The 17,454-nt window shown below is 68.3% G+C and carries 18 protein-coding genes and 1 pseudogene; 10 read left to right on the top strand and 9 right to left on the bottom strand.

Translation table 11 applies throughout. The annotated features are described in order from the left end of the window. Positions 1-120: 120 nt before the first annotated feature. On the bottom strand, positions 121-684 hold the full coding sequence (locus ACIBK1_RS04965) for a dihydrofolate reductase family protein (protein ID WP_030507809.1): 564 nt from the start codon (positions 682-684) through the stop codon (positions 121-123). Between the two features lie 212 nt (positions 685-896). Here ACIBK1_RS04965 and ACIBK1_RS04960 point away from each other — a divergent pair, with 212 nt between their 5' ends. The 3 genes from ACIBK1_RS04960 to ACIBK1_RS04950 all read left to right on the top strand — a co-directional run bounded on the left by ACIBK1_RS04960 (position 897) and on the right by ACIBK1_RS04950 (position 3,800). Continuing rightward, entirely contained in the window at positions 897-1,403 is a 507-nt protein-coding gene (locus tag ACIBK1_RS04960) for a hypothetical protein (RefSeq protein ID WP_396732405.1), read from the top strand. A gap of 416 nt (positions 1,404-1,819) precedes the next feature. Then, a complete protein-coding gene (locus ACIBK1_RS04955; protein WP_030507808.1) occupies positions 1,820-2,026 on the top strand; it encodes a cold-shock protein in 207 nt (68 codons plus the stop codon). A 340-nt stretch (positions 2,027-2,366) separates the two neighbouring features. Next, positions 2,367-3,800 (top strand): DEAD/DEAH box helicase, encoded by a 1,434-nt coding sequence (locus ACIBK1_RS04950; RefSeq protein WP_081903502.1) that lies wholly within the window; start codon positions 2,367-2,369, stop codon positions 3,798-3,800. Positions 3,801-3,918: 118 nt separating this feature from the next. Here the strand turns inward: ACIBK1_RS04950 and ACIBK1_RS04945 are convergent, their stop codons facing one another. Continuing rightward, on the bottom strand, positions 3,919-4,173 hold the full coding sequence (locus ACIBK1_RS04945) for a helix-turn-helix domain-containing protein (RefSeq protein WP_051761670.1): 255 nt from the start codon (positions 4,171-4,173) through the stop codon (positions 3,919-3,921). A 618-nt stretch (positions 4,174-4,791) separates the two neighbouring features. Next, positions 4,792-4,986, bottom strand: a pseudogene (locus tag ACIBK1_RS04940) (transposase); the annotation flags it as partial. A gap of 83 nt (positions 4,987-5,069) precedes the next feature. Between ACIBK1_RS04940 and ACIBK1_RS04935 the strand changes: the two are divergent. Continuing rightward, the gene (locus ACIBK1_RS04935; protein WP_156080891.1) at positions 5,070-5,246 is read left to right on the top strand and encodes a hypothetical protein; all 177 of its coding nucleotides are present in this window, start codon (positions 5,070-5,072) and stop codon (positions 5,244-5,246) included. A gap of 378 nt (positions 5,247-5,624) precedes the next feature. On the opposite strand, the gene ACIBK1_RS04930 is transcribed toward ACIBK1_RS04935, so the two are convergent. After that, the gene (locus tag ACIBK1_RS04930; protein WP_396732401.1) at positions 5,625-7,103 is read right to left on the bottom strand and encodes an RICIN domain-containing protein; all 1,479 of its coding nucleotides are present in this window, start codon (positions 7,101-7,103) and stop codon (positions 5,625-5,627) included. A gap of 845 nt (positions 7,104-7,948) precedes the next feature. On the opposite strand from ACIBK1_RS04930, the gene ehuB reads away from it, so the two are divergent. From ehuB to ehuA, 4 genes are read left to right on the top strand one after another with little or no spacing between them, the layout of a single operon-like run. Next, positions 7,949-8,881 (top strand): ectoine/hydroxyectoine ABC transporter substrate-binding protein EhuB, encoded by a 933-nt coding sequence (gene ehuB / locus ACIBK1_RS04925; RefSeq protein WP_396732398.1) that lies wholly within the window; start codon positions 7,949-7,951, stop codon positions 8,879-8,881. Positions 8,882-8,888: 7 nt separating this feature from the next. Beyond that, complete coding sequence (gene ehuC, locus ACIBK1_RS04920) at positions 8,889-9,620, top strand: ectoine/hydroxyectoine ABC transporter permease subunit EhuC (RefSeq protein ID WP_396732395.1); 732 nt, start codon at positions 8,889-8,891, stop codon at positions 9,618-9,620. Then, complete coding sequence (ehuD, locus tag ACIBK1_RS04915; protein ID WP_396732392.1) at positions 9,617-10,270, top strand: ectoine/hydroxyectoine ABC transporter permease subunit EhuD; 654 nt, start codon at positions 9,617-9,619, stop codon at positions 10,268-10,270. Before ehuC ends, ehuD begins: the two co-directional genes overlap by 4 nt. Positions 10,271-10,301: 31 nt before the next feature. Beyond that, complete coding sequence (gene ehuA, locus ACIBK1_RS04910) at positions 10,302-11,063, top strand: ectoine/hydroxyectoine ABC transporter ATP-binding protein EhuA (RefSeq protein WP_396732389.1); 762 nt, start codon at positions 10,302-10,304, stop codon at positions 11,061-11,063. Between the two features lie 114 nt (positions 11,064-11,177). Here ehuA and ACIBK1_RS04905 read toward each other — a convergent pair whose 3' ends face one another. Next, positions 11,178-12,032, bottom strand: coding sequence for a DUF6745 domain-containing protein (locus tag ACIBK1_RS04905; protein WP_051761669.1), 855 nt, complete (start codon positions 12,030-12,032; stop codon positions 11,178-11,180). Between the two features lie 277 nt (positions 12,033-12,309). On the opposite strand from ACIBK1_RS04905, the gene ACIBK1_RS04900 reads away from it, so the two are divergent. Then, positions 12,310-12,825: a DUF6624 domain-containing protein gene (locus ACIBK1_RS04900; RefSeq protein WP_396732386.1), complete on the top strand. Its 516-nt coding sequence runs from the start codon at positions 12,310-12,312 to the stop codon at positions 12,823-12,825. A 110-nt stretch (positions 12,826-12,935) separates the two neighbouring features. Here the strand turns inward: ACIBK1_RS04900 and ACIBK1_RS04895 are convergent, their stop codons facing one another. Continuing rightward, positions 12,936-13,541, bottom strand: a complete 606-nt coding sequence (locus ACIBK1_RS04895) for a TetR/AcrR family transcriptional regulator (RefSeq protein ID WP_396732383.1) — start codon at positions 13,539-13,541, stop codon at positions 12,936-12,938. Positions 13,542-13,682: 141 nt separating this feature from the next. Between ACIBK1_RS04895 and ACIBK1_RS04890 the strand changes: the two genes are divergently transcribed. Continuing rightward, positions 13,683-15,134: an MFS transporter gene (locus ACIBK1_RS04890; protein ID WP_396732379.1), complete on the top strand. Its 1,452-nt coding sequence runs from the start codon at positions 13,683-13,685 to the stop codon at positions 15,132-15,134. Between the two features lie 19 nt (positions 15,135-15,153). Here ACIBK1_RS04890 and ACIBK1_RS04885 read toward each other — a convergent pair whose 3' ends face one another. The 3 genes from ACIBK1_RS04885 to modB all read right to left on the bottom strand — a co-directional run bounded on the left by ACIBK1_RS04885 (position 15,154) and on the right by modB (position 17,452). Beyond that, complete coding sequence (locus ACIBK1_RS04885) at positions 15,154-15,513, bottom strand: hypothetical protein (protein ID WP_357314863.1); 360 nt, start codon at positions 15,511-15,513, stop codon at positions 15,154-15,156. A 140-nt stretch (positions 15,514-15,653) separates the two neighbouring features. Further along, a complete protein-coding gene (locus ACIBK1_RS04880; protein ID WP_396732376.1) occupies positions 15,654-16,685 on the bottom strand; it encodes an ABC transporter ATP-binding protein in 1,032 nt (343 codons plus the stop codon). Continuing rightward, positions 16,682-17,452, bottom strand: coding sequence for a molybdate ABC transporter permease subunit (gene modB, locus ACIBK1_RS04875; RefSeq protein ID WP_081903500.1), 771 nt, complete (start codon positions 17,450-17,452; stop codon positions 16,682-16,684). The genes ACIBK1_RS04880 and modB overlap by 4 nt, the downstream gene beginning before the upstream one ends. Positions 17,453-17,454 lie beyond the last annotated feature (2 nt).

Genomic DNA, 17,454 nt, shown 5'->3' with positions numbered 1-17,454 from the left:
CCGTGCAAGGCCGACGGTGTGATGCAGTCTGTCGCGTCACGCTCCGTCCCGATGAGCGACCCCCTGACGGTCCCGAGATCCTTGGGTGGCCCGAGCCCGGGCCGATCCGAGGTCGGGTATTCAGCGCCTGGTCTCGTACCGGGTCAGGAGCACGCCGTCGGGAAACGTCCGGGTCTCCACCAGGTTCAGGTTCACCCAGTTGTCCAGGGCCGTGAAGAACGGCGTGCCGCCGCCCACCAGGACCGGGTGGGTGACGATCGCGTACTCGTCGATCAGCCCGGCCCGCATGGCCGCCGCGGCGAGGGTGGCGCCGGCGACGTCCATGGGACCGCCATCCTCGGTCTTGAGCCGGGTGATCTCGGTGACAGCGTCGCCGGTGACCAGGCGGGCGTTCCAGTCGACCGCGCTGGTCGTCGAGGAGAACACCACCTTCGGCATGTCCCGCCAGCGGCGGGCGTACTCGATCTGCGCCGGTGTGGCGCCAGGCTGCTGGTCGGCGGTCGGCCAGTGGGAGCTCATCGTCTCCCACAGTTTGCGCCCGTACAGCGCCAGGCCCGTCGCCCCCACCCGGTCGGACCACCACTGGAACAGCTCGTCGCTCGGCACGCTCCAGCCGAGGTCGCCCCCAGGCGCGGCGATGTAGCCGTCCAGGCTCAGGTTCATGCCAAAGGTCAGTTTCCGCATGGCGAGAGCCTCCCGTGAGACGACCTTCGGGGCAACCTCGGCTGGCTACGTCCGCCGACAGGTCGGGCGGGCGAGCGGCCGACCCAGGCGCGGGAGATCCTGATCAACACGCCGAGCCCACGCGGGGGGAAGGACCGAGATCGAAGAGTGATCGCAAGGTTGAAGAACCGGCAATGGCCGTCAGCGGGCACCGGCAGGAATACGGTCACCGCATGGACGAGACTCACCCTTTGGTCCGCGAGCTCTTCCCAGAACTCATCGCGGACCTGATCGCATGCCTTGAGGAGGCCGGCGAAACCGAGCTTGCGATCGTTGCGTGGGATGTCCGTCTCTACCAGTGGTGCGAGTGCGGGGACGATTTCTGCCAGAGCTTCTACACAGCCCCACGTCCTGATGGGGCCTACGGTCCCGGGCACCGTTGCGTACCGCTGATCCCCAAGAAGGGCGACCTGATCCTGGACGTCGTACGCAACCGGATACATCGAGGTGTTGTACCATCCCGGTCTCCGCGGCGCGACGAGCCGCAATACCGGCCCGGATCAGGCCCAGGATTGAGTGACGAACTGAGTGACAACGGCTGCGGACAACCCTGGACATCGGTGGATCACCGTGGACTGAACCCGCAGGTCAGCCGCAATGAAGGCCGAGATGCCACCCTGATCCTGATCGCTTCGGGACGAACGATAAGTGACTACACCGGGGCCGTACGACCGCCTTAGAGGGTGTTTGATTCTGCGTGTTCCGTTTGCTTCGGGTTATGCGCCACGCCAGGTGCGAGTGGATTCGCCGGTGAGGCACCTGAAACCACATCAGACTGAACGGAAAGGATCAAACCTGGCTTTGCCCCTCGCCGCAGCTTCGGGAGCACTAGGCCGAGATGCGGGGCGGGGGTGGGGCGCCGCGCGGATGCGATTCGCCCAGGCGGAGAGCGGCGGGGCGCGTATCACGCCTCAGGTGTGCTAGGTTGTATGTAGTTGCAGTTGTGGTACCCATGATGAACTTGTGTGCACCTGACGGTATGTAGCCTCAGGTGCATTTTTTTGTTTGCCGGTCTTCTCCGGGTGGGCCTCTATCGCGGCAACGCGGAATTCGTGACAGTGCGGATTTCGGCTACACCCATCAAGAGGAGATCAACATGGCTTCTGGCACCGTGAAGTGGTTCAACGCGGAAAAGGGCTTCGGCTTCATTGCGCAGGACGGCGGCGGCGCCGACGTCTTCGCGCACTACTCCAACATCATCTCTCAGGGCGGCTACCGCGAGCTGCATGAGGGTCAGAAGGTGGCCTTCGATGTCACCCAGGGCCAGAAGGGCCCCCAGGCCGAGAACATCGTCGCCGCCTGACACTGACGCACCACGCAGCTGGGGCCCGCGCCGTAAGGTGTGGGCCCCAGCGCGTTGCTTTCGTGGTACCCGATGCGCCGTGACGGCCTCGCAACCTGTCTGTTCTTCCGCCGCACACCGGATGGACCACTAATGGCTCCGGTTCGGGCATAAGTCCGCTCCAGCTCTCTGATCGGTATCTCAGCCGCCGTTCTTCTCGGCGGATGCCGACAATTTCGACACACGAGTGCAGGCTGCTTTCCGTCGGCTCGGCTCGTTTTTCTTCGGCTCGTGCCGCCATTCTTACGCCGCTCATCGCGCCGAGAATCCTTGACACGTGCCGCATCGAGGAAGGTTCTGTATGAACCATGCAACTCGCAAGCACGACCGCTACTCCCCCACCCGCACGGGCGGCTCTGCCGACCCCGGCAGGGGCGACCGATCCGGCTCGTCGGTTCCGCATCGTTCAGGCACCCCCAGGCGTTCCGGTGGTCACGGGCGGCGTCCCGCCACGCTCCAGGGGGAGTTCGCACTGCCTGTCACCGTCACCCCGGCCCTGCCAGCAGCCGCGACATTCGCTGAACTGAACATGCCGCCCGCGCTGACGAAGATGCTTACCAGCCTGGGTATGAAGGAACCGTTCCCGATCCAGGCGGCCACGCTGCCGAACTCCCTGGCAGGCCGGGATGTCCTGGGGCGGGGGCGTACCGGGTCGGGCAAGACGCTCGCCTTCGGCCTGGCCTTGCTCGTCCGCACCGCCGGGCAACGCGCCGAATCGCGGCAGCCGCTGGCCCTGATCCTCGTTCCCACTCGGGAGCTGGCCCAACAGGTCACCGACGCGCTCGCCCCGTACGCCCGGTCACTGAAGCTGCGGCTGGCCACCGTCGTCGGCGGTATGTCGATCGGCCGGCAGGCCCAAGCGCTGCGCGGTGGTGCCGAGGTCGTCGTCGCGACCCCGGGACGGCTGAGGGATCTCATCGAGCGCGGCGACTGCCGCCTCGATCAGGTCGGCATCACCGTGCTGGACGAGGCCGACCAGATGGCCGACATGGGCTTCATGCCGCAGATCACCCATCTGCTCGACCAGGTGCGCCCCGGGGGCCAGCGGATGCTGTTTTCCGCCACTTTGGACCGTAACGTCGACCTGCTGGTACGCCGCTACCTGACCGACCCGGTGGTCCATTCGGTTGACCCCTCGGCGGGCGCGGTCACCACGATGGAGCACCACGTGCTGCACATTCAAGGCGCCGACAAGCAGGCCACCACTGTGGAGATCGCTGCTCGCGACGGCAGGGTGATCATGTTCTTGGACACCAAGCACGCCGTGGATCGGCTCACCGAAAAGCTACTGGACAGCGGCGTACGCGCCGCCGCGCTGCACGGGGGCAAGTCCCAGCCCCAGCGAACCCGCACCCTCGCCCAGTTCAAGAGCGGCCACGTCACGGTGCTGGTGGCGACCAACGTCGCAGCCCGCGGCATCCACGTCGACAACCTTGACCTCGTCGTCAATGTCGACCCGCCAAGCGACCACAAGGACTACCTGCACCGCGGCGGCCGCACCGCCCGCGCCGGCGAGTCCGGCAGCGTCGTCACCCTCGTCCTGCCCAACCAGCGCCGTGCCATGAGCCGCCTGATGGCCGACGCCGGTATCGTCCCGCGGACCAGTCAGGTCTGTTCGGGTGAGGCCGAACTAAGACGTATCACGGGCGCCCAGGCTCCCTCAGGGATCCCCGTGACCATCACCGCACCGGTTGTGAATCGTCGGGTGGGACGCAACGGCCGACGATTCGGGTAGCAGTTGGATGACCGCCCGGAGAGGATTGGCCTGGCCCCTTGCGGCGGCCAGGCGCACAGCTCCCACGTGCCGGTAACGCGATTGGAGACCAGGCGCAGGGGTGACAAAGCCGCCGGTATCAGTCTCCGGTCGTGCGGGATTCGTTGATGCGCAGCGCCTCGGCGAGCTGGTCTTCCAAGATGATGATCCGGCAGGCGGCTTCCACAGGAGTGCCCCGATCGACGAGTTCCCGGGCGCGCGCAGCCAGTCGCAGTTGGTAGCGGGAGTAGCGTCGGTGGCCGCCGCTGGAGCGTTTCGGCTCGATCAGTTTGGCGGCGCCGAGGGCCCGTAGAAACGACGGGCTGACCCCGAGCATCTCCGCGGCCGCGCCCATGCTGTAGGCGGGGTAGTCCTCATCATCGAACCGGTCTTCGGCGCTGTGCGCGGTGCTGTGTGTGGTCCTGGCAGCAGCGCGCTCGTCACCGGCTGGGTGCGTTTGATCCATAGATTCCTTTCATCATGCGAACAGGGGGCCCCGGCACCTGTAGCGCCGGGGCCCCGAAGAGTTCAACACCATCTACCGGCCATCTGGCCGGCTCACTGTTTTCCGCATCCGCCGTACTGAGCGGCGGGGGTGCGGGGATCGCGGATGCGTGACCGTAGACCACCTTCCTATCTGTGGAGCTGCGGTACCCGAGCGGCGAGACTCAGCCGGCAACGGGCGATCCTGATGGCGTCAAACACTCCCTTCATCTCTTTCCGGACCACTGTCCGGCTTCACCTGCGGCAGCGCATCCACGATCAGGGCCCCTGACCACTGCGCTGGCCCGTCACGTCCGACCTGCTGCCATCAACTTCCAACTTCATCGTGCTCCGGGCAGTTCATCGTGTTGCCAGTACTTCCGCTGCCCGGCCGAACCGTTCCTTACGATGCGAGAAACACTAGCCCCGACAGCAACAAATGTCTACTGTCGCGAACACAGATTTTCGGTGTCGAGCGCGGCAGACCTTCCGTGTCCAACGCGGCGGCGATCATCTGCGCGGCCAGGGCGGGTTTGGTGGCGAAGGCGGTCTCGTCCGGCACCCCGGCGGAATGGCACCGGCCCTGGTCGGCCCGCCAGGAATGCTCGGGCAGGTAGAGGCGGCGATCGATCAATGCCCGCCCGCGCGGGGTGGCATAGGCCAAGAACACGCCGGCCTGGCTGTTCGGGCGTGATCACGGTCCGGGGCTTCACGGCAACGGTCGGCGTTCTCACACCCCGGCCGGGGTGGATGTACGTCATCTGATCGTTGAGCGCGGTCGTGAAGATGACGCTGAGCAGGACCTTGGCGTACTCGATGGCCGGCGCCTTGACGCCGTCCTCCTTCAGCTTCGCGATCCATGCCCTGGCGTGCTCGGGAAGGACGTCGACCATTCACATGGGGCCGAAGGTCGGCAGGATGTGCCTGTTCAGCGTGTACGTGTAGCGGACCCGACCGCGCGAGCGTAACGTTCAATCCCGCCATCCCGACCGTGTAGTACCAGCTGAGAGGCCGGTTCCGAAGATCAGAACCGGCCTTCTGCGTTGCTGAGCGACTACTTCTCATTCAGAGCAGGAGTGGCAGCGTGTAGTTCATGTGCGTCCCAGCCGGCCAGCCGGCTCACCCCTCGGCGGCGTTACCTGGAGCGGCCATCGCGTCTTGTCGATTTGGGACGGCGGCCCGGGGAGACGGACCGGTGGCAGGACCGCACCGCACCTCGGGCCGACCACACAACGCCGCTGTCCGGATCCCCGGCACCGAGCGCACAGCACGAGATCGGCACCGGGGAGGGACCGCGGATCCGCGGTTACGGCGAGACGACCGTTAGACGGCCGTGCGCGACCACTGCTGGTTGGCGCCGGTGTTGCACGAATACTGCTTGAGGATCACGCCGTCCGCCGTCGATGCGGACGGTACGTCCACGCATTTGCCGCTGTGTCGTGCCCGGAGCTGGAAGTAGCCACCGTTGGCGACCATCTGGAACTGCTGATTGGCGCCAGTGCCACAGGTGTACTGGATGAGCTCGGCACCGTCGGCGGTTGAAGCGTTCACCACATCAAGACACTTCCCGCTGTGGCGGCTGACGATGCGCCAGTAGCCGCTGCCGGCGTCCTGGAACTGCCACTGCTGCCAGGGATTGCCGCCGTAGGTGTACTGGTCGACGCGCGCGCCGTTGTCGGTGCTCGCCTGCAGGACGTCCATGGCCTTGCCGCTGTGGCGCACGTTGAGCCTGTAGAACGTCTCCGGCTGCTGCGAAGGCGAAGGCGAAGGTGAAGGGGTGGAGTCGCGGACGGTGTCGCCCCAGCCGTAGCGGACCCGATCGGCGCCGGATTGGTTGCGGATGGTCAAGGTGAGGTTGGTGCCGCTGCCGCCGAGGGCGTACATCGAGTACCAGTCGTAGCCGATGTTGCCCGGCTTGCCGCCGAGGGCGGGCCAGTAGGTGCCGCCCATCTGGTTGTCACGCATGACCTGGGCCATGGCGCGGAGGTAGCGCACGAAGTTGTCGGTGCTGTTCGGGTCGGCGTAGTTGAGGCCGGTGGACATCGGCGCGCCGAATTCCGTCGCGATCGCGCGGGAGGCGCAGTTGCCCAGAAGCGTCTGGATGTGGCTCCGGAAGGCGTCGTAGGTCATCGCGCTGTAGAAGAAGGCGTAGTAGTGGAAGGACAGCAGCGTCGAGTTGAAGCGGCTGTCGTTGCAGATGTCCCGGAGGTCCTGGCTGAAGCCGGTGCCGCCGATGAGCACCCGGCCGGGCGCCGCCGAGGTGTGAGTGCTGAGCCAGTTCGCTGCTACGTTGCGCCACTCCGTCGATGAGTAGCCGTGCGGCTCGTTCATCGGCTCGAAGTAGACGTTGCCGTTCGAGCCGTACGTGTTGGTCACGGTGGACCACATCGCGTTCCATGCGGCGAGGTTGGTGATCCTGCCGCCGGAGGCTGCGCCGTCCTCCCAATAGGCCAGGATGACCTTGAATCCACGGTCGGTGGCGGCGTCGATGGCGCCGCGGTAGGAGTTCCACCAGGTCGTGTTGGCCACAGTGTGGGTGTTGATAGGCAGCCGGACGGTGTTGACCCCCATGACGTATTCCATGTGGTCGTAGAGCGCGTTGGCCTTGGCCCGTACTGTCGCGTTGCTGTCGGACTGGCTCAGGCCCTGCAGGACGAGCGTGCCGGTGCTGAAGTTGTCACCCAGCACGGCCCAGTTCATGCCTCGGAATTGGCTGGTGGCGGCATTGGCCGACGGCGCGGGGACGACGGCTGCCACTGCGGCGAGCGCGGTCACCACGAGGGCGATCAGCAACTGGCGCAACGACCGGACGCTCCACGATGGTCCTGATGAGTAACCATCGGACGCCGTGCTCAGTGCCATGAAAATGTCCCATCACTAGACCTGAATTGCTGGGTCGAAATTTCACTAGTGCACAGTGTTAGCGATAACAACACCCACGGAGGCCTCACGCTAGAGAGGAGGCGGGAGTGCGTCAACAGAAAGGGAGACGACGCGCTCGAACCGCTGGTCCGTCATGGGCGCCGCTGTAAATTTCAGGCCGACTTCCTGGTCACGCCAACGCCCCGACGGCGCCGATGCGACTCCACCGCGCCGGCCGCACGGCGCGGAGACTGCACATGGCCACGGCCACGTAGCAGCACGGCTCCGGGTGATCACTGACCCCCTGGTTACGGCCTCCCCTGCGGCGCTGCGGGCCAGAATCTCGGGGTTTGCCCAGGTCACAGGTTGACATCAATGTCCCGCGAGCAAAATCACAAGATTGTTTGCAGGTGGAAGCGCGCCGTGCCCGGATCGCGACCTTTCCGTGACGACCCTGCAAGCTCTCACAGAAGGCGCCCGCATGCCGGCAGTGAGGACGTTTGCACTGGTCAAAGGTTGGTGACACGAAGCACGACAGGAGCAAACGCCGCTCCAGCGGCTCAGGAAACGGAAAACTTCCCGCTCTACCCGGTCACCCAAGCTCTCAAACACCTCCACCTCGAAACGCTCAGAAGGGGCACGTGAAGCACTCCGCTACGTTCGAGGGCCATGTTGGCGAAACACATCGCCGGTCCGATGAACGCGCGGAACGGCAAGGTCCGCCCGTTGCTGAAGATTCGCGTGGACAAGCATGGTGACGACAACGGGACGAACGGGAGCGAAGCGTGACGGCCCACCGCTGGACACGTCGGGATTTCTTCAAGAGCTCGGGGCTGACCGTGGCGGCGCTCGCCGGTGCCCCGGCCCTGATCGCCGGCTGCAGCCGCGTCGACAACGGCGGCAGTACCGGCGCCAGCATGGAGGCCGACCCGCTGGCCAGGTTCAAGCAGGCGGGCACGATCAAGGTCGGCATCGCCAATGAGCAGCCGTACGGCTACCGCGACAAGGACGGCAACCTGACCGGCGAGGCTCCTGAAGTGGCCCGCGTGATCTTCAAGGCGCTCGGCGTGGACAAGCTGGAGGCGCAGATCGTCGACTCCTTCGGCTCCCTGATTCCGGGGCTGCAGTCCGGGCAGTACGACTTCATCGCCGCCGGCATGTTCATCACCCCCGAGCGGTGCGCGCAGATCGCCTTCTCCAACCCCGACTACGCCGCGGCCAACGCGTTCCTGGTGGCCAAGGGCAACCCCAAGCAGATCACGAGCTTCGAGGACATCGCCGGGGGCGGCGCCAAGGTCGGTGTGCTCGAAGGCGCCGTCGAGAAGGGGTACGCGGAGAGCGGGGGCGTCAAGGGCGACCAGATCAAGGTCTTCCCCAACCAGAACGCCGCGTTCAAGGGCATCCTCGCCGGCCGGGTGGACGCCGTCGCGCTGACCGCCGTCTCGCTGCGCTGGACCCTCCAGCAGCAGTACGCGGACGAGCCGCTGGAGGTGACCGAGTCGTTCGTCCCGGTCGTCGGCGGCAAGGAGCAGGTCGGCGCCGGCGGATACGGCTTCCGCAAGAACGACACCGCGCTCCTGCAGGCGTTCAACGCCGAGCTGAAGAAGCTGCAGGACGCGAAGGGCGTGCTGCCGATCATCGAGAAGTTCGGCTTCACCCAGACCGAGGTCGGCAACGCCGCCAAGCTCACCGCACAACAACTGTGCGCGGGTTCCTGACACGAGCATGATCACTATCAATCCGTGCAGCGCGGAGCTGCCCGGCGCCCTGGGCGAGACGATGCCCTTCCTGTGCGACGGGACCCTCATCACACTGCAGAGCGCCATCGGTGGTTCCGTGCTCGCCATCGCCATCGCCCTGCCCGTGGGGCTGATGGCGACCTCGCGCCACCGGGGCGTACGGGCCGTCGCCCGCGTCTACATGGAGTTCTTCCGCGGCACGTCGGTGCTGGTGCAGCTGTTCTGGTTGTTCTACGCGATGCCCCTCCTCACCGGCTTCCAGCTGGACAAGATCTTCGCCGGCGTCCTCGCGCTCGGGCTCAACCTCGGCGCGTACGGTTCGGAGGTGGTGCGGGGCGCGGTCCGCGCCGTGCCGCGCGGCCAGCGTGAGGCCGCCGTCGCGCTCAATTTCTCGCCGTTCCAGCGGATGCGGTACGTCGTCCTGCCGCAGGCGTTCGTCGAGATGGTCCCCCCGATGAACAACCTGCTCATCGAGCTGCTCAAGGCGACGTCGCTGCTGTCCGCCATCACCATGGCCGACCTGGCCTACGAGGGCCGGCTGCTCGTCAACTCCGGCAGTGACCAGCTGATCGTCTTTGCGCTGTTACTGGCGATCTACTTCCTGCTCTCGTACCTGATCACGTTGCTGATGAGGTTCGTCGAGAGGCGGGCCGCCCGAATGGTGGGCCGCGAGAGGCCGCGGCGCCGGGCCGCGCGGGCAGCGGAGGCGGCCCGATGATCTGGGACTGGGACTGGACGCTGGAAATCCTCCCGGGTCTCCTGACCCAGGGTCTGCTCGTCACCCTCCAGGCAACGCTCGGCGGGGCGGTGCTCGCCTTCGTCCTGGGGCTCTTCGTGGCGCTGCTGCGCCGCTCGCGCCGGCCGTACATCAGCCGCCCGGTGGGGGCGATCAGCGAGTTCATCCGCAGCACGCCGCTGCTGGTGCAGCTTTTCGTCCTCTACTACGTGATGCCGGACTTCGGGGTCAGGATGACCGCGCTGACGACCGGGATCATCGGGCTCGGCGTGCACTACGCCTCCTACACCTCCGAGGTGTACCGGGCGGGCATCGACGGGGTGCCGAAGGGTCAGTGGGAGGCGGCGATCGCCCTCAACCTGCCGCGCCGCTGGACCTGGATCAGCGTCATCCTCCCGCAGGCCGTACGCCGGTCACTGCCCGCCCTGGGCAACTACCTCGTCGCGATATTCAAAGAATCGCCGCAGCTGTCCGTCATCACCGTCGTCGACGTCATCGGACTCGCCCGCGAGCTCGGCTCCGAGCGCTTCCGCTACGTGGAACCGATGACCGTCGCCGGTCTGTTCTTCCTCCTCATCGCGATCCCCGCGTCGATCCTCATCCGCCGTATGGAGCGCCGCCTTGACACCTGAAACCCAGTCCGCCCGGGCCGAGGAGCCCTTGATGATCCGGTTCGACAAGGTCGGCAAGCGGTTCGGTGACGTGACGGTCCTGCGTGAGCTGGACTTCCACGTCGGACGCGGCGAGCGCGTCACGCTGATCGGCCCGAGCGGGTCGGGCAAGACCACGATCCTGCGCCTGCTGATGACCCTCGAACGGGTCACCTCCGGCACCATCCACGTCGACGGCCAGTGCCTGTCTCACATGCGGCGCGGCGACCGGCAGGTGCCCGCAGACGAGCGCCACCTGCGTCAGATCCGTAAGAAGATCGGCATGGTGTTCCAGCAGTTCAACCTGTTCCCGAACATGAACGTCCTACGCAACATCACCGAAGCCCCGGTCCGCGCCCTCGGCGTCCCGCGCGAGCAGGCGGAGGAGAAGGCCCGCGAGCTGCTGAAGATGGTCGACCTGGCCGGCAAGGCACACGCACACCCGTCGCAGCTGTCCGGCGGGCAGCAGCAGCGGGTCGCCATCGCGCGGGCCCTCGCGATGGAACCCGAGGTGCTGCTGCTCGACGAGGTCACCTCGGCACTCGATCCCGAACTCGTCTCCGGCGTGCAGAACCTCCTGCGCGACATCGCACACCAGGGCAACCTGACGCTGTTGTGCGTCACCCACGAGATGAACTTCGCCAGAGACATCTCCCATCGGGTCCTCATGCTCGACCAGGGGCAGATCGTCGAGGAGGGGTCGCCCGAGCAGATCTTCACCGAGCCGGCGCAGCAGCGCACCCGCGACTTCCTCCAGGCCGTACTCAACGCCTGAACCAGCCTGCGGCTACCGCATATGCCGGCCGTGAGCCTGTTCTGCTCACGCCGCACCTGTGGATCCGGGCGGGCCGGGACGGGACAGGCTGTCTCGTCCCGGCCCGTCCGTGGGTCAGGCAAGCAGCGGATGCCAGCCGTCGCGGTAGCGGACGCCACCGCGGCGGAGTCGGACCTCGTCGTGCCAGGTTCCCGGCACTGGTTCGGTGCGGATCACTTCGGGCCGATCCACGACGACGCACACGTCCTCGCCGGGCCACCACCAGCCGCAGGAGCGCACCAGTGCGGCCCAGTGGCCGAGATGCTCGAGTTCGTCCGGTCCGTAGGAGGCCAGACCGAGCCGGTGCAGGGCGTCGTAGTAGGCGACCCACGCGGCGTCCTGCTGCCCGTACCAGCACGCCGGCAGGGGCCCGCCGCCGGCGAGCGTGCCACGGATCGGGATGCGGAACCCGTGTGCGAGGCTCCGGTGCAGTGCGGTGCGGATGCCTTGGTGCAGCACCACACCCAGGGGAACGCCGGCATCGAGCGCCTTCGGCGGTGGCAGTTCGGGCCAGGGCTCGCCCCGTTTACCCCTCCGCACCGGGGACAGCTCAGGGTCGCTGTGGGAGACACCGGCGCTGAGTGCGCCGCGCAACTGGGACTCGATCATGGCCAGATCGCCGGCCAGTGGCGGTGTCCCCCGCGGATGAGGATCCCGAATCCACCCGTAGAGCTGGTCGAGAGTGGGCAGACCGGCGACAAGCGGGATCGCTTTGTACGGCGAGTCGACCCATTCGAACCGGGGCTTCGGGCGAGAGATCCTCGCGTAGATGGCGGTGAGGCTGTGTTCGACGGTCCGCCGGTCGGCGGGCTGTGTGGACAGACCGTGGTCCAGCCACTCCTGCCGGATCTTGACTGCTTCCTGCCACCGGTCGTGAGCGCTCTTGCTCCGGACGTCGGCCACAGGTTCGGCGGCGGCATAGCGCCGCATGAGCGCGGTCACCGCGCGTGGGCGTCGCCGCCCTTTCGGTTGGAGATCATGCCTCGATGATGGCCTGTGTTGCGCGCTGCGCGCAACCACTCGATCGGGCACCGCCCCGGCCCCCGTTTGCTCCGCAGCGGACGAGGCGATCGCGGCGAGGCGGGGAATGGGCCGGGGAGCGGGCGCCGAAAGCCGCACCCGGTCGACGGCATTCCAGTGCATTCCGAAATCGATTGCACAGCTTTCTCAAGCTGACCTGAAGCCGCCCGCATCGTAAAGTCGGAACATGACTGACGACGAACTGCGGGCGGAACTGCTGAAGCGCATGAAGGTCGATCAGAAAATTCGCGAACCGGCCGATGAGCCTCTGAACCAGGAGCGCATGGCCCAGTGGAGGAACATCGATCGGGACAACACGGCGTGGCTGCGTTCGGTGGTCGTCATGCGCGGCTGGCCGCTGTTGTCCCAGGTAGGAGAGGACGGAGCGCTCGCGGCATGGCTACTCGCCCAGCACGCCGACGTCTCGCCCGAGATTCAGCGCGAATTTCACCGGGCGCTTTCCGACGCCGTTGCCCGGAACGAGGCGAAGCCCGCCCACCTCGCATACCTCGAGGATCGAGTGCGCGTGAATTCCGGTCGTCCTCAGCTATATGGAACTCAGTTCTTCAACGATGGCGGCGGCCTCAAACCACACCCGATAGAGGACGCGGATCAACTGGACGACCGGCGCGCCGCAGCGGGCCTGGAGCCGTTCGAGCAGTATGAAGCGCAAATGCGGCGCCTTTACGAAGGCGACGCCTGACGCCGTTCTCGCCGTACCTTGCTATGCCTGCCGGGCGTGCCTACAGGGCGTCGGGGCGCCAGCCGGTGGGCACAGCCCCGAGGGCGGGCTGTCGCCCGTCGCAGGCGGCATCAGGTGAAAGCGCCGGCGCGGGCCGCTGCGAGGGCGGCTACCGCGGCCCGATCCGCCGCCGCCTCGTCCAGAGGTTCCCCGGTGTTGAGCAGGGCGTAGTACAGGGGCGCGGAGACCATGGCGATCACCTGGCGCGGATCGGTGCCGGGGGGCAGCTCGCCGCGTTCGATCGCGTCGGTGACGCAGCCGGCCCATTCGTCGATGCGTACGGCGTAGAAGCGGCGCAACGCCTGCGCCGCCTGCTCGTTGCAGAGCGAAGCGGCGATCAGCGCCTTGAACAGCCGCCCCTGGCGGGGATCGGTGAGGGTCTTGAGCACCAGGTGAGCGTTGTCGCGCAGATCCTGGTCGATGTCGCCGTTGCGCGAGCGGGGCAGGGATCGTTCGGCCATGTCCTGGAGGAGGTCGGCCGCGAGCGCGCCGGGCGTGCCCCAGCGGCGATAGAGGGTGGTCTTCCCGACTCCCGCGATACGCGCGATCTCGCCGAGGTCGAGCCCGTCGAAGCCCTTCTCGGCCAGGGTATCGGCGGCGGCTTCGAGGACGGCCTCCCGGACGCGGGCCGTACGTCCGCCTGGCCGGACGGCACCGGGCGGTGGAGTTGCTGCCATGACGGCTCCTTCCCAGAGGCCACTATCGGGACCGCTGTTCCCTTAAGGCGTTACGAGGTGCTAGCGTCCTCTTCAGTTTAACGGGACGGCAGACCCGTTAAGTCGACGCACCGCCTCCGTGTCCGAAGGGATATCCCTGTCATGTCCACTACGAAATGTCCACCGGCGGCCGTGTCCGCCGCTCACGAGACACCACCGCCGCGCCTGACCGGCCGCTTGAAGGTCATCCTCGCGGTGTTGCTGGTCGCCCAGTTCATGCTGGCCGTCGACTTCTCGATCCTGAACGTGGCGCTGCCCGCGATCGGCGACGACCTCGGATTCTCCCTGGCCAATCTGCAGTGGATCTCGACCGCTTTCGCTCTGTGCGCGGCCGGCTTCACCCTCTTCTTCGGCCGCATCGGCGACCTGATCGGCCGCAAGCGCATCTTCCTCGGCGGCCTCGCACTCCTGGGCGCGGCCTCGCTCGCCGGCGGGCTCGCCCCGAGCCCCGCGGTCCTCATCGTCGCCCGTATCGCCCAGGGGCTCGCCACCGCCGCCGCGACCCCGGCCGGTCTCGCCCTGCTCACCACGTCCTTCCCCGAAGGCCCGCTGCGTCAGAAGGCGCTGGGCCTCAACGGTGCGCTCATGTCCGCCGGGTTCACCGCCGGTGCCGTCCTCGGCGGCGTGCTCACCGACCTGCTGTCCTGGCGCTGGGCCTTCTTCGTCAACGTCCCCGTCGCCCTGGTCGTGCTCCTCGTCGCCCCCGCCGTCATCGCCGAGTCGCACCCGGCCGCCCGCCCGAAGGTCGATCTGCCCGGCGCGCTGTCGGTCACCCTCGGGCTGCTCGGCGTCGTCTACGGCCTGACCCGGGCCGGCGAACACGGCTGGACCGAGCCCCTCGCCCTGACGGGCCTGCTGGCCGGGGCCGTCCTGCTGGTCGTCTTCTATCTCGTCGAACGCGGGGCCGCCCAGCCCCTGGTCCCGGTTCGCGTACTGCGCAAACGCACCGTGGCCTGGGGAAACGTGCTCGGGCTGCTCGCCTTCGCCACTGAGACGTCCCTGGTGTACCTGCTCACCCTCTACATGCAGAAGACCCTCGGCTTCTCGGCCCTCGCCGCCGGGCTCTCCTTCGCAGTCCTGGGAGCCGGAACCGTGACCGGCGGCGTGCTCGCCCCGAAGGCGATCGCCCGTACGTCCACGGTGGCCGTCCTGATCGGCGGCGGGCTGCTCCAGGCCGGTTTCACCGCCGTCCTCATCTTCCTGGGAGACACGCCGGCCTCGATGGGGCTGCTGCTGCCCGCCACCTTCCTGGGCGGCGTGGGCAACATGCTCGTCATCGTCGGCTTCATGGTCACCGCCACCACCGGCCTCCCCGACCACGAACAGGGCCTGGCCACCGGCCTGGCGTCGATGTCCCAGCAGGCCGGCATCACCATGGGGACCCCGATCATGTCGGCGATCGCCACCGCCGCGGCCGGGGGCGTGGCGTCGGCCGGGGCGGTCCTGCACGGTGTCACGGCCGCCGTCACCGCCGACGCCGCCCTCGTCCTGCTGGGCGTCCTCCTCGCCGCGGTCTTCCTGCGCGTACGACGCGACCGCGCGCCGCGCGCCTGACCAGCCCGAGGCAGCACACTCACCGGGAGGCGAGCCACCGCCAGCGGGGCAGTTCGAGCACCACGGTGACCGCGGCCAGCACGGTCACCGGCACGGCGGCGAACGCGGGCCAGGCGACCCACGCCGCCACGATCGCCGCCACGAGCTGCACAAGGACCAGCGCGATGGTCACCATCCCGGGCACCGCGACGATCACGTTCCGCTTGTCCCCCGGGGTGGACAACAGCGTCGGCAGCCCGATCAGCACCACGACCGACAGCACCGCCAGCGGTACGGACCGCGAGGCGAGGGCCCACGGGGTCGCGACCCAGGCGACCAACTCGGTGGCGAACCGGAACACGGACGCGAGGCGATCGTCCGGCCGCGAAGTGGAGGACATGCGCGCAATGTACCGTTCCGTACCCCTGGGGGCGCGTGCGCGCGCCGCTTCGCCAGGACCACCGGGGGGTGGTACGGCAGCAGCGGCACGCCGTGCCGAGCGGAAGGCGTCGCGTGGCCGCCGGTAAGGGCGGGGCCCGTTCAGGCCGGGTAGGCGTGCGTCTCGGTGGCCTTGACGGCGGCCCAGACGTCCTGGCCCGGGATGAGGTCGAGGTCGGCAGCGGCCGACGGGGTGACGTCGGCGAGCAGCGGGATCGGCCCGTGGAGGTGCACGCGGACGTTGTCCCCGTGTCGTTCGATGCCGTCGATGACGGCCCGCCACAGGTTGCGGGGGCTGCCGTCCGGGCGGCTCCGATAGAGGGCGACGGCGGACGGCGGGAAGGCGACGAAGGCGGGCCCCGTCAGGCGTTCGACGCTGCTGAAGCGCACGTCGCCCACGACGACGTGGTGGCCGTCGGCCTCCCCCCGGTAGAGGTTGAGGCCGACGAGGCGGGCGACGTAGTCCGTACGCGGGTGGCGGGCGATCTCGCTCGGCGTGCCGGTCTGCACGACGGCGCCGTTCTCGATCACCACGAGCCGGTCGGCCAGGACCATCGCGTCGAGCGCGTCGTGGGTGACCAGGATGGTCGCGCCGTCGAAGCCGGCCAGGTGACGGCGCAGTTCGGCGCGGATCTCCAGGCGGGTGTGGGCGTCGAGGGCGGCCAGCGGCTCGTCCAGCAGCAGCAGGCGGGGCCGTACGGCAAGGGCGCGGGCGAGGGCGACCCGCTGCGCCTGGCCTCCGGACAGACGCCCGGGGCGGACGTGGGCATGACCGGCGAGGCCGACGCGGTCGAGCAGCTCGGCGGCGACCCGGCGGGCCGCGGCCTTGCCGAGCCCCTGACAACGCGGCCCGAAGGCGACGTTGTCGAGGGCGGACAGGTGCGGGAACAGCAGGTAGTCCTGGAAGACCACGCCGACCCTGCGGCGTTCCGGGGGCAGCCGCTGCACCTCGGCGCCGTCCAGCTCGACGCGCCCGCCGCTCAGGGGGGTGAGCCCGGCGAGGCCGCGCAGCGCGGTCGTCTTGCCCGCGCCGTTGGGGCCGAGCAGCGCCACCACCTCACCGGCCGCGGCGGCGATCCGGACGTCCAGGCGGAAGGCGGGACGTTCGACGACCAGGTGGGCCCGCACGCTCATGTGGCGCCCACCCAGCGGTCGCGCAGCCCGGCCAGCACGATCACCGAGACCGCGAGCAGCACCAGGCTGAGCACGATGGCGGCGTCAGGATCGGTCTCCAGCGCCAGGTAGACGGCCAGCGGCATGGTCTGCGTCCGGCCCGGGAAGTTTCCGGCGAAGGTGATGGTCGCCCCGAACTCGCCGAGCGCGCGGGCCCAGCACAGGACGGCGCCGGCCACCACGCCGGGGGCGACCATGGGCAGGGTGACCCGGCGGAAGACGGTCCAGCGGGAGGCCCCCAGCGTCGCCGCGGCCTCCTCGTAGCGCTGGTCGGCCGCGCGCAGCGCCCCCTCCACGGCGATGACGAGGAACGGCATGGCGACGAACGCCTCCGCGACGACGACTCCCGTGGTGGTGAAGGGCAGGGAGACGCCGAAGGCGTCGTACAGCCACTGCCCGGCGAGCCCGCGGCGGCCGAGCACCAGCAGCAGCGCGACGCCGCCGACGACCGGGGGCAGGACGAGCGGCACGGTGACCAGCGCGCGCAGCAGCCGCCTCCCCGGCAGGGTCGTACGGGCCAGCAGCCAGGCGAGCGGCACGCCGAGCAGCAGACAGACCGCCGTCGCGACGGTCGCGGTCACCAGGGAGAGCCGCAGGGCCTCCAGCACCCGCGGCTCGGCCAGCCGCCCCGGCAGGGTCGCCCACGGGGCGCGGACCAGCAGCCCGGCCAGTGGGAGGACGAGGAACGCCAGCCCCGCGAGTGCGGGCACCAGCAGCGGCCACGGCATGC

Source organism: Microbispora rosea, from assembly GCF_044460045.1.
Classification (GTDB): domain Bacteria; phylum Actinomycetota; class Actinomycetes; order Streptosporangiales; family Streptosporangiaceae; genus Microbispora; species Microbispora rosea.
The sequence above is the reverse complement of the archived record's forward strand: the minus strand, read 5'-3'. Positions and strand labels throughout refer to the sequence as shown.

Excerpts from the sequence above, each read along its gene's own strand:
- ACIBK1_RS04960 (WP_396732405.1), top strand. The coding sequence starts at position 897 with ATGGACGAGACTCACCCTTTGGTCCGCGAGCTCTTCCCAGAACTCATC.
- ACIBK1_RS04900 (WP_396732386.1), top strand. The coding sequence starts at position 12,310 with ATGACTGACGACGAACTGCGGGCGGAACTGCTGAAGCGCATGAAGGTC.
- ehuC (WP_396732395.1), top strand. The coding sequence starts at position 8,889 with ATGATCACTATCAATCCGTGCAGCGCGGAGCTGCCCGGCGCCCTGGGC.
- ACIBK1_RS04895 (WP_396732383.1), bottom strand. The coding sequence starts at position 13,541 with ATGGCAGCAACTCCACCGCCCGGTGCCGTCCGGCCAGGCGGACGTACG.
- ACIBK1_RS04890 (WP_396732379.1), top strand. The coding sequence starts at position 13,683 with ATGTCCACTACGAAATGTCCACCGGCGGCCGTGTCCGCCGCTCACGAG.
- ehuA (WP_396732389.1), top strand. The coding sequence starts at position 10,302 with ATGATCCGGTTCGACAAGGTCGGCAAGCGGTTCGGTGACGTGACGGTC.
- ACIBK1_RS04965 (WP_030507809.1), bottom strand. The coding sequence starts at position 684 with ATGCGGAAACTGACCTTTGGCATGAACCTGAGCCTGGACGGCTACATC.
- ACIBK1_RS04945 (WP_051761670.1), bottom strand. The coding sequence starts at position 4,173 with ATGGGCGCGGCCGCGGAGATGCTCGGGGTCAGCCCGTCGTTTCTACGG.
- ACIBK1_RS04885 (WP_357314863.1), bottom strand. The coding sequence starts at position 15,513 with ATGTCCTCCACTTCGCGGCCGGACGATCGCCTCGCGTCCGTGTTCCGG.
- ACIBK1_RS04880 (WP_396732376.1), bottom strand. The coding sequence starts at position 16,685 with ATGAGCGTGCGGGCCCACCTGGTCGTCGAACGTCCCGCCTTCCGCCTG.
- ACIBK1_RS04905 (WP_051761669.1), bottom strand. The coding sequence starts at position 12,032 with ATGCGGCGCTATGCCGCCGCCGAACCTGTGGCCGACGTCCGGAGCAAG.
- ehuD (WP_396732392.1), top strand. The coding sequence starts at position 9,617 with ATGATCTGGGACTGGGACTGGACGCTGGAAATCCTCCCGGGTCTCCTG.
- ACIBK1_RS04955 (WP_030507808.1), top strand. The coding sequence starts at position 1,820 with ATGGCTTCTGGCACCGTGAAGTGGTTCAACGCGGAAAAGGGCTTCGGC.
- ACIBK1_RS04950 (WP_081903502.1), top strand. The coding sequence starts at position 2,367 with ATGAACCATGCAACTCGCAAGCACGACCGCTACTCCCCCACCCGCACG.
- modB (WP_081903500.1), bottom strand. The coding sequence starts at position 17,452 with ATGCCGTGGCCGCTGCTGGTGCCCGCACTCGCGGGGCTGGCGTTCCTC.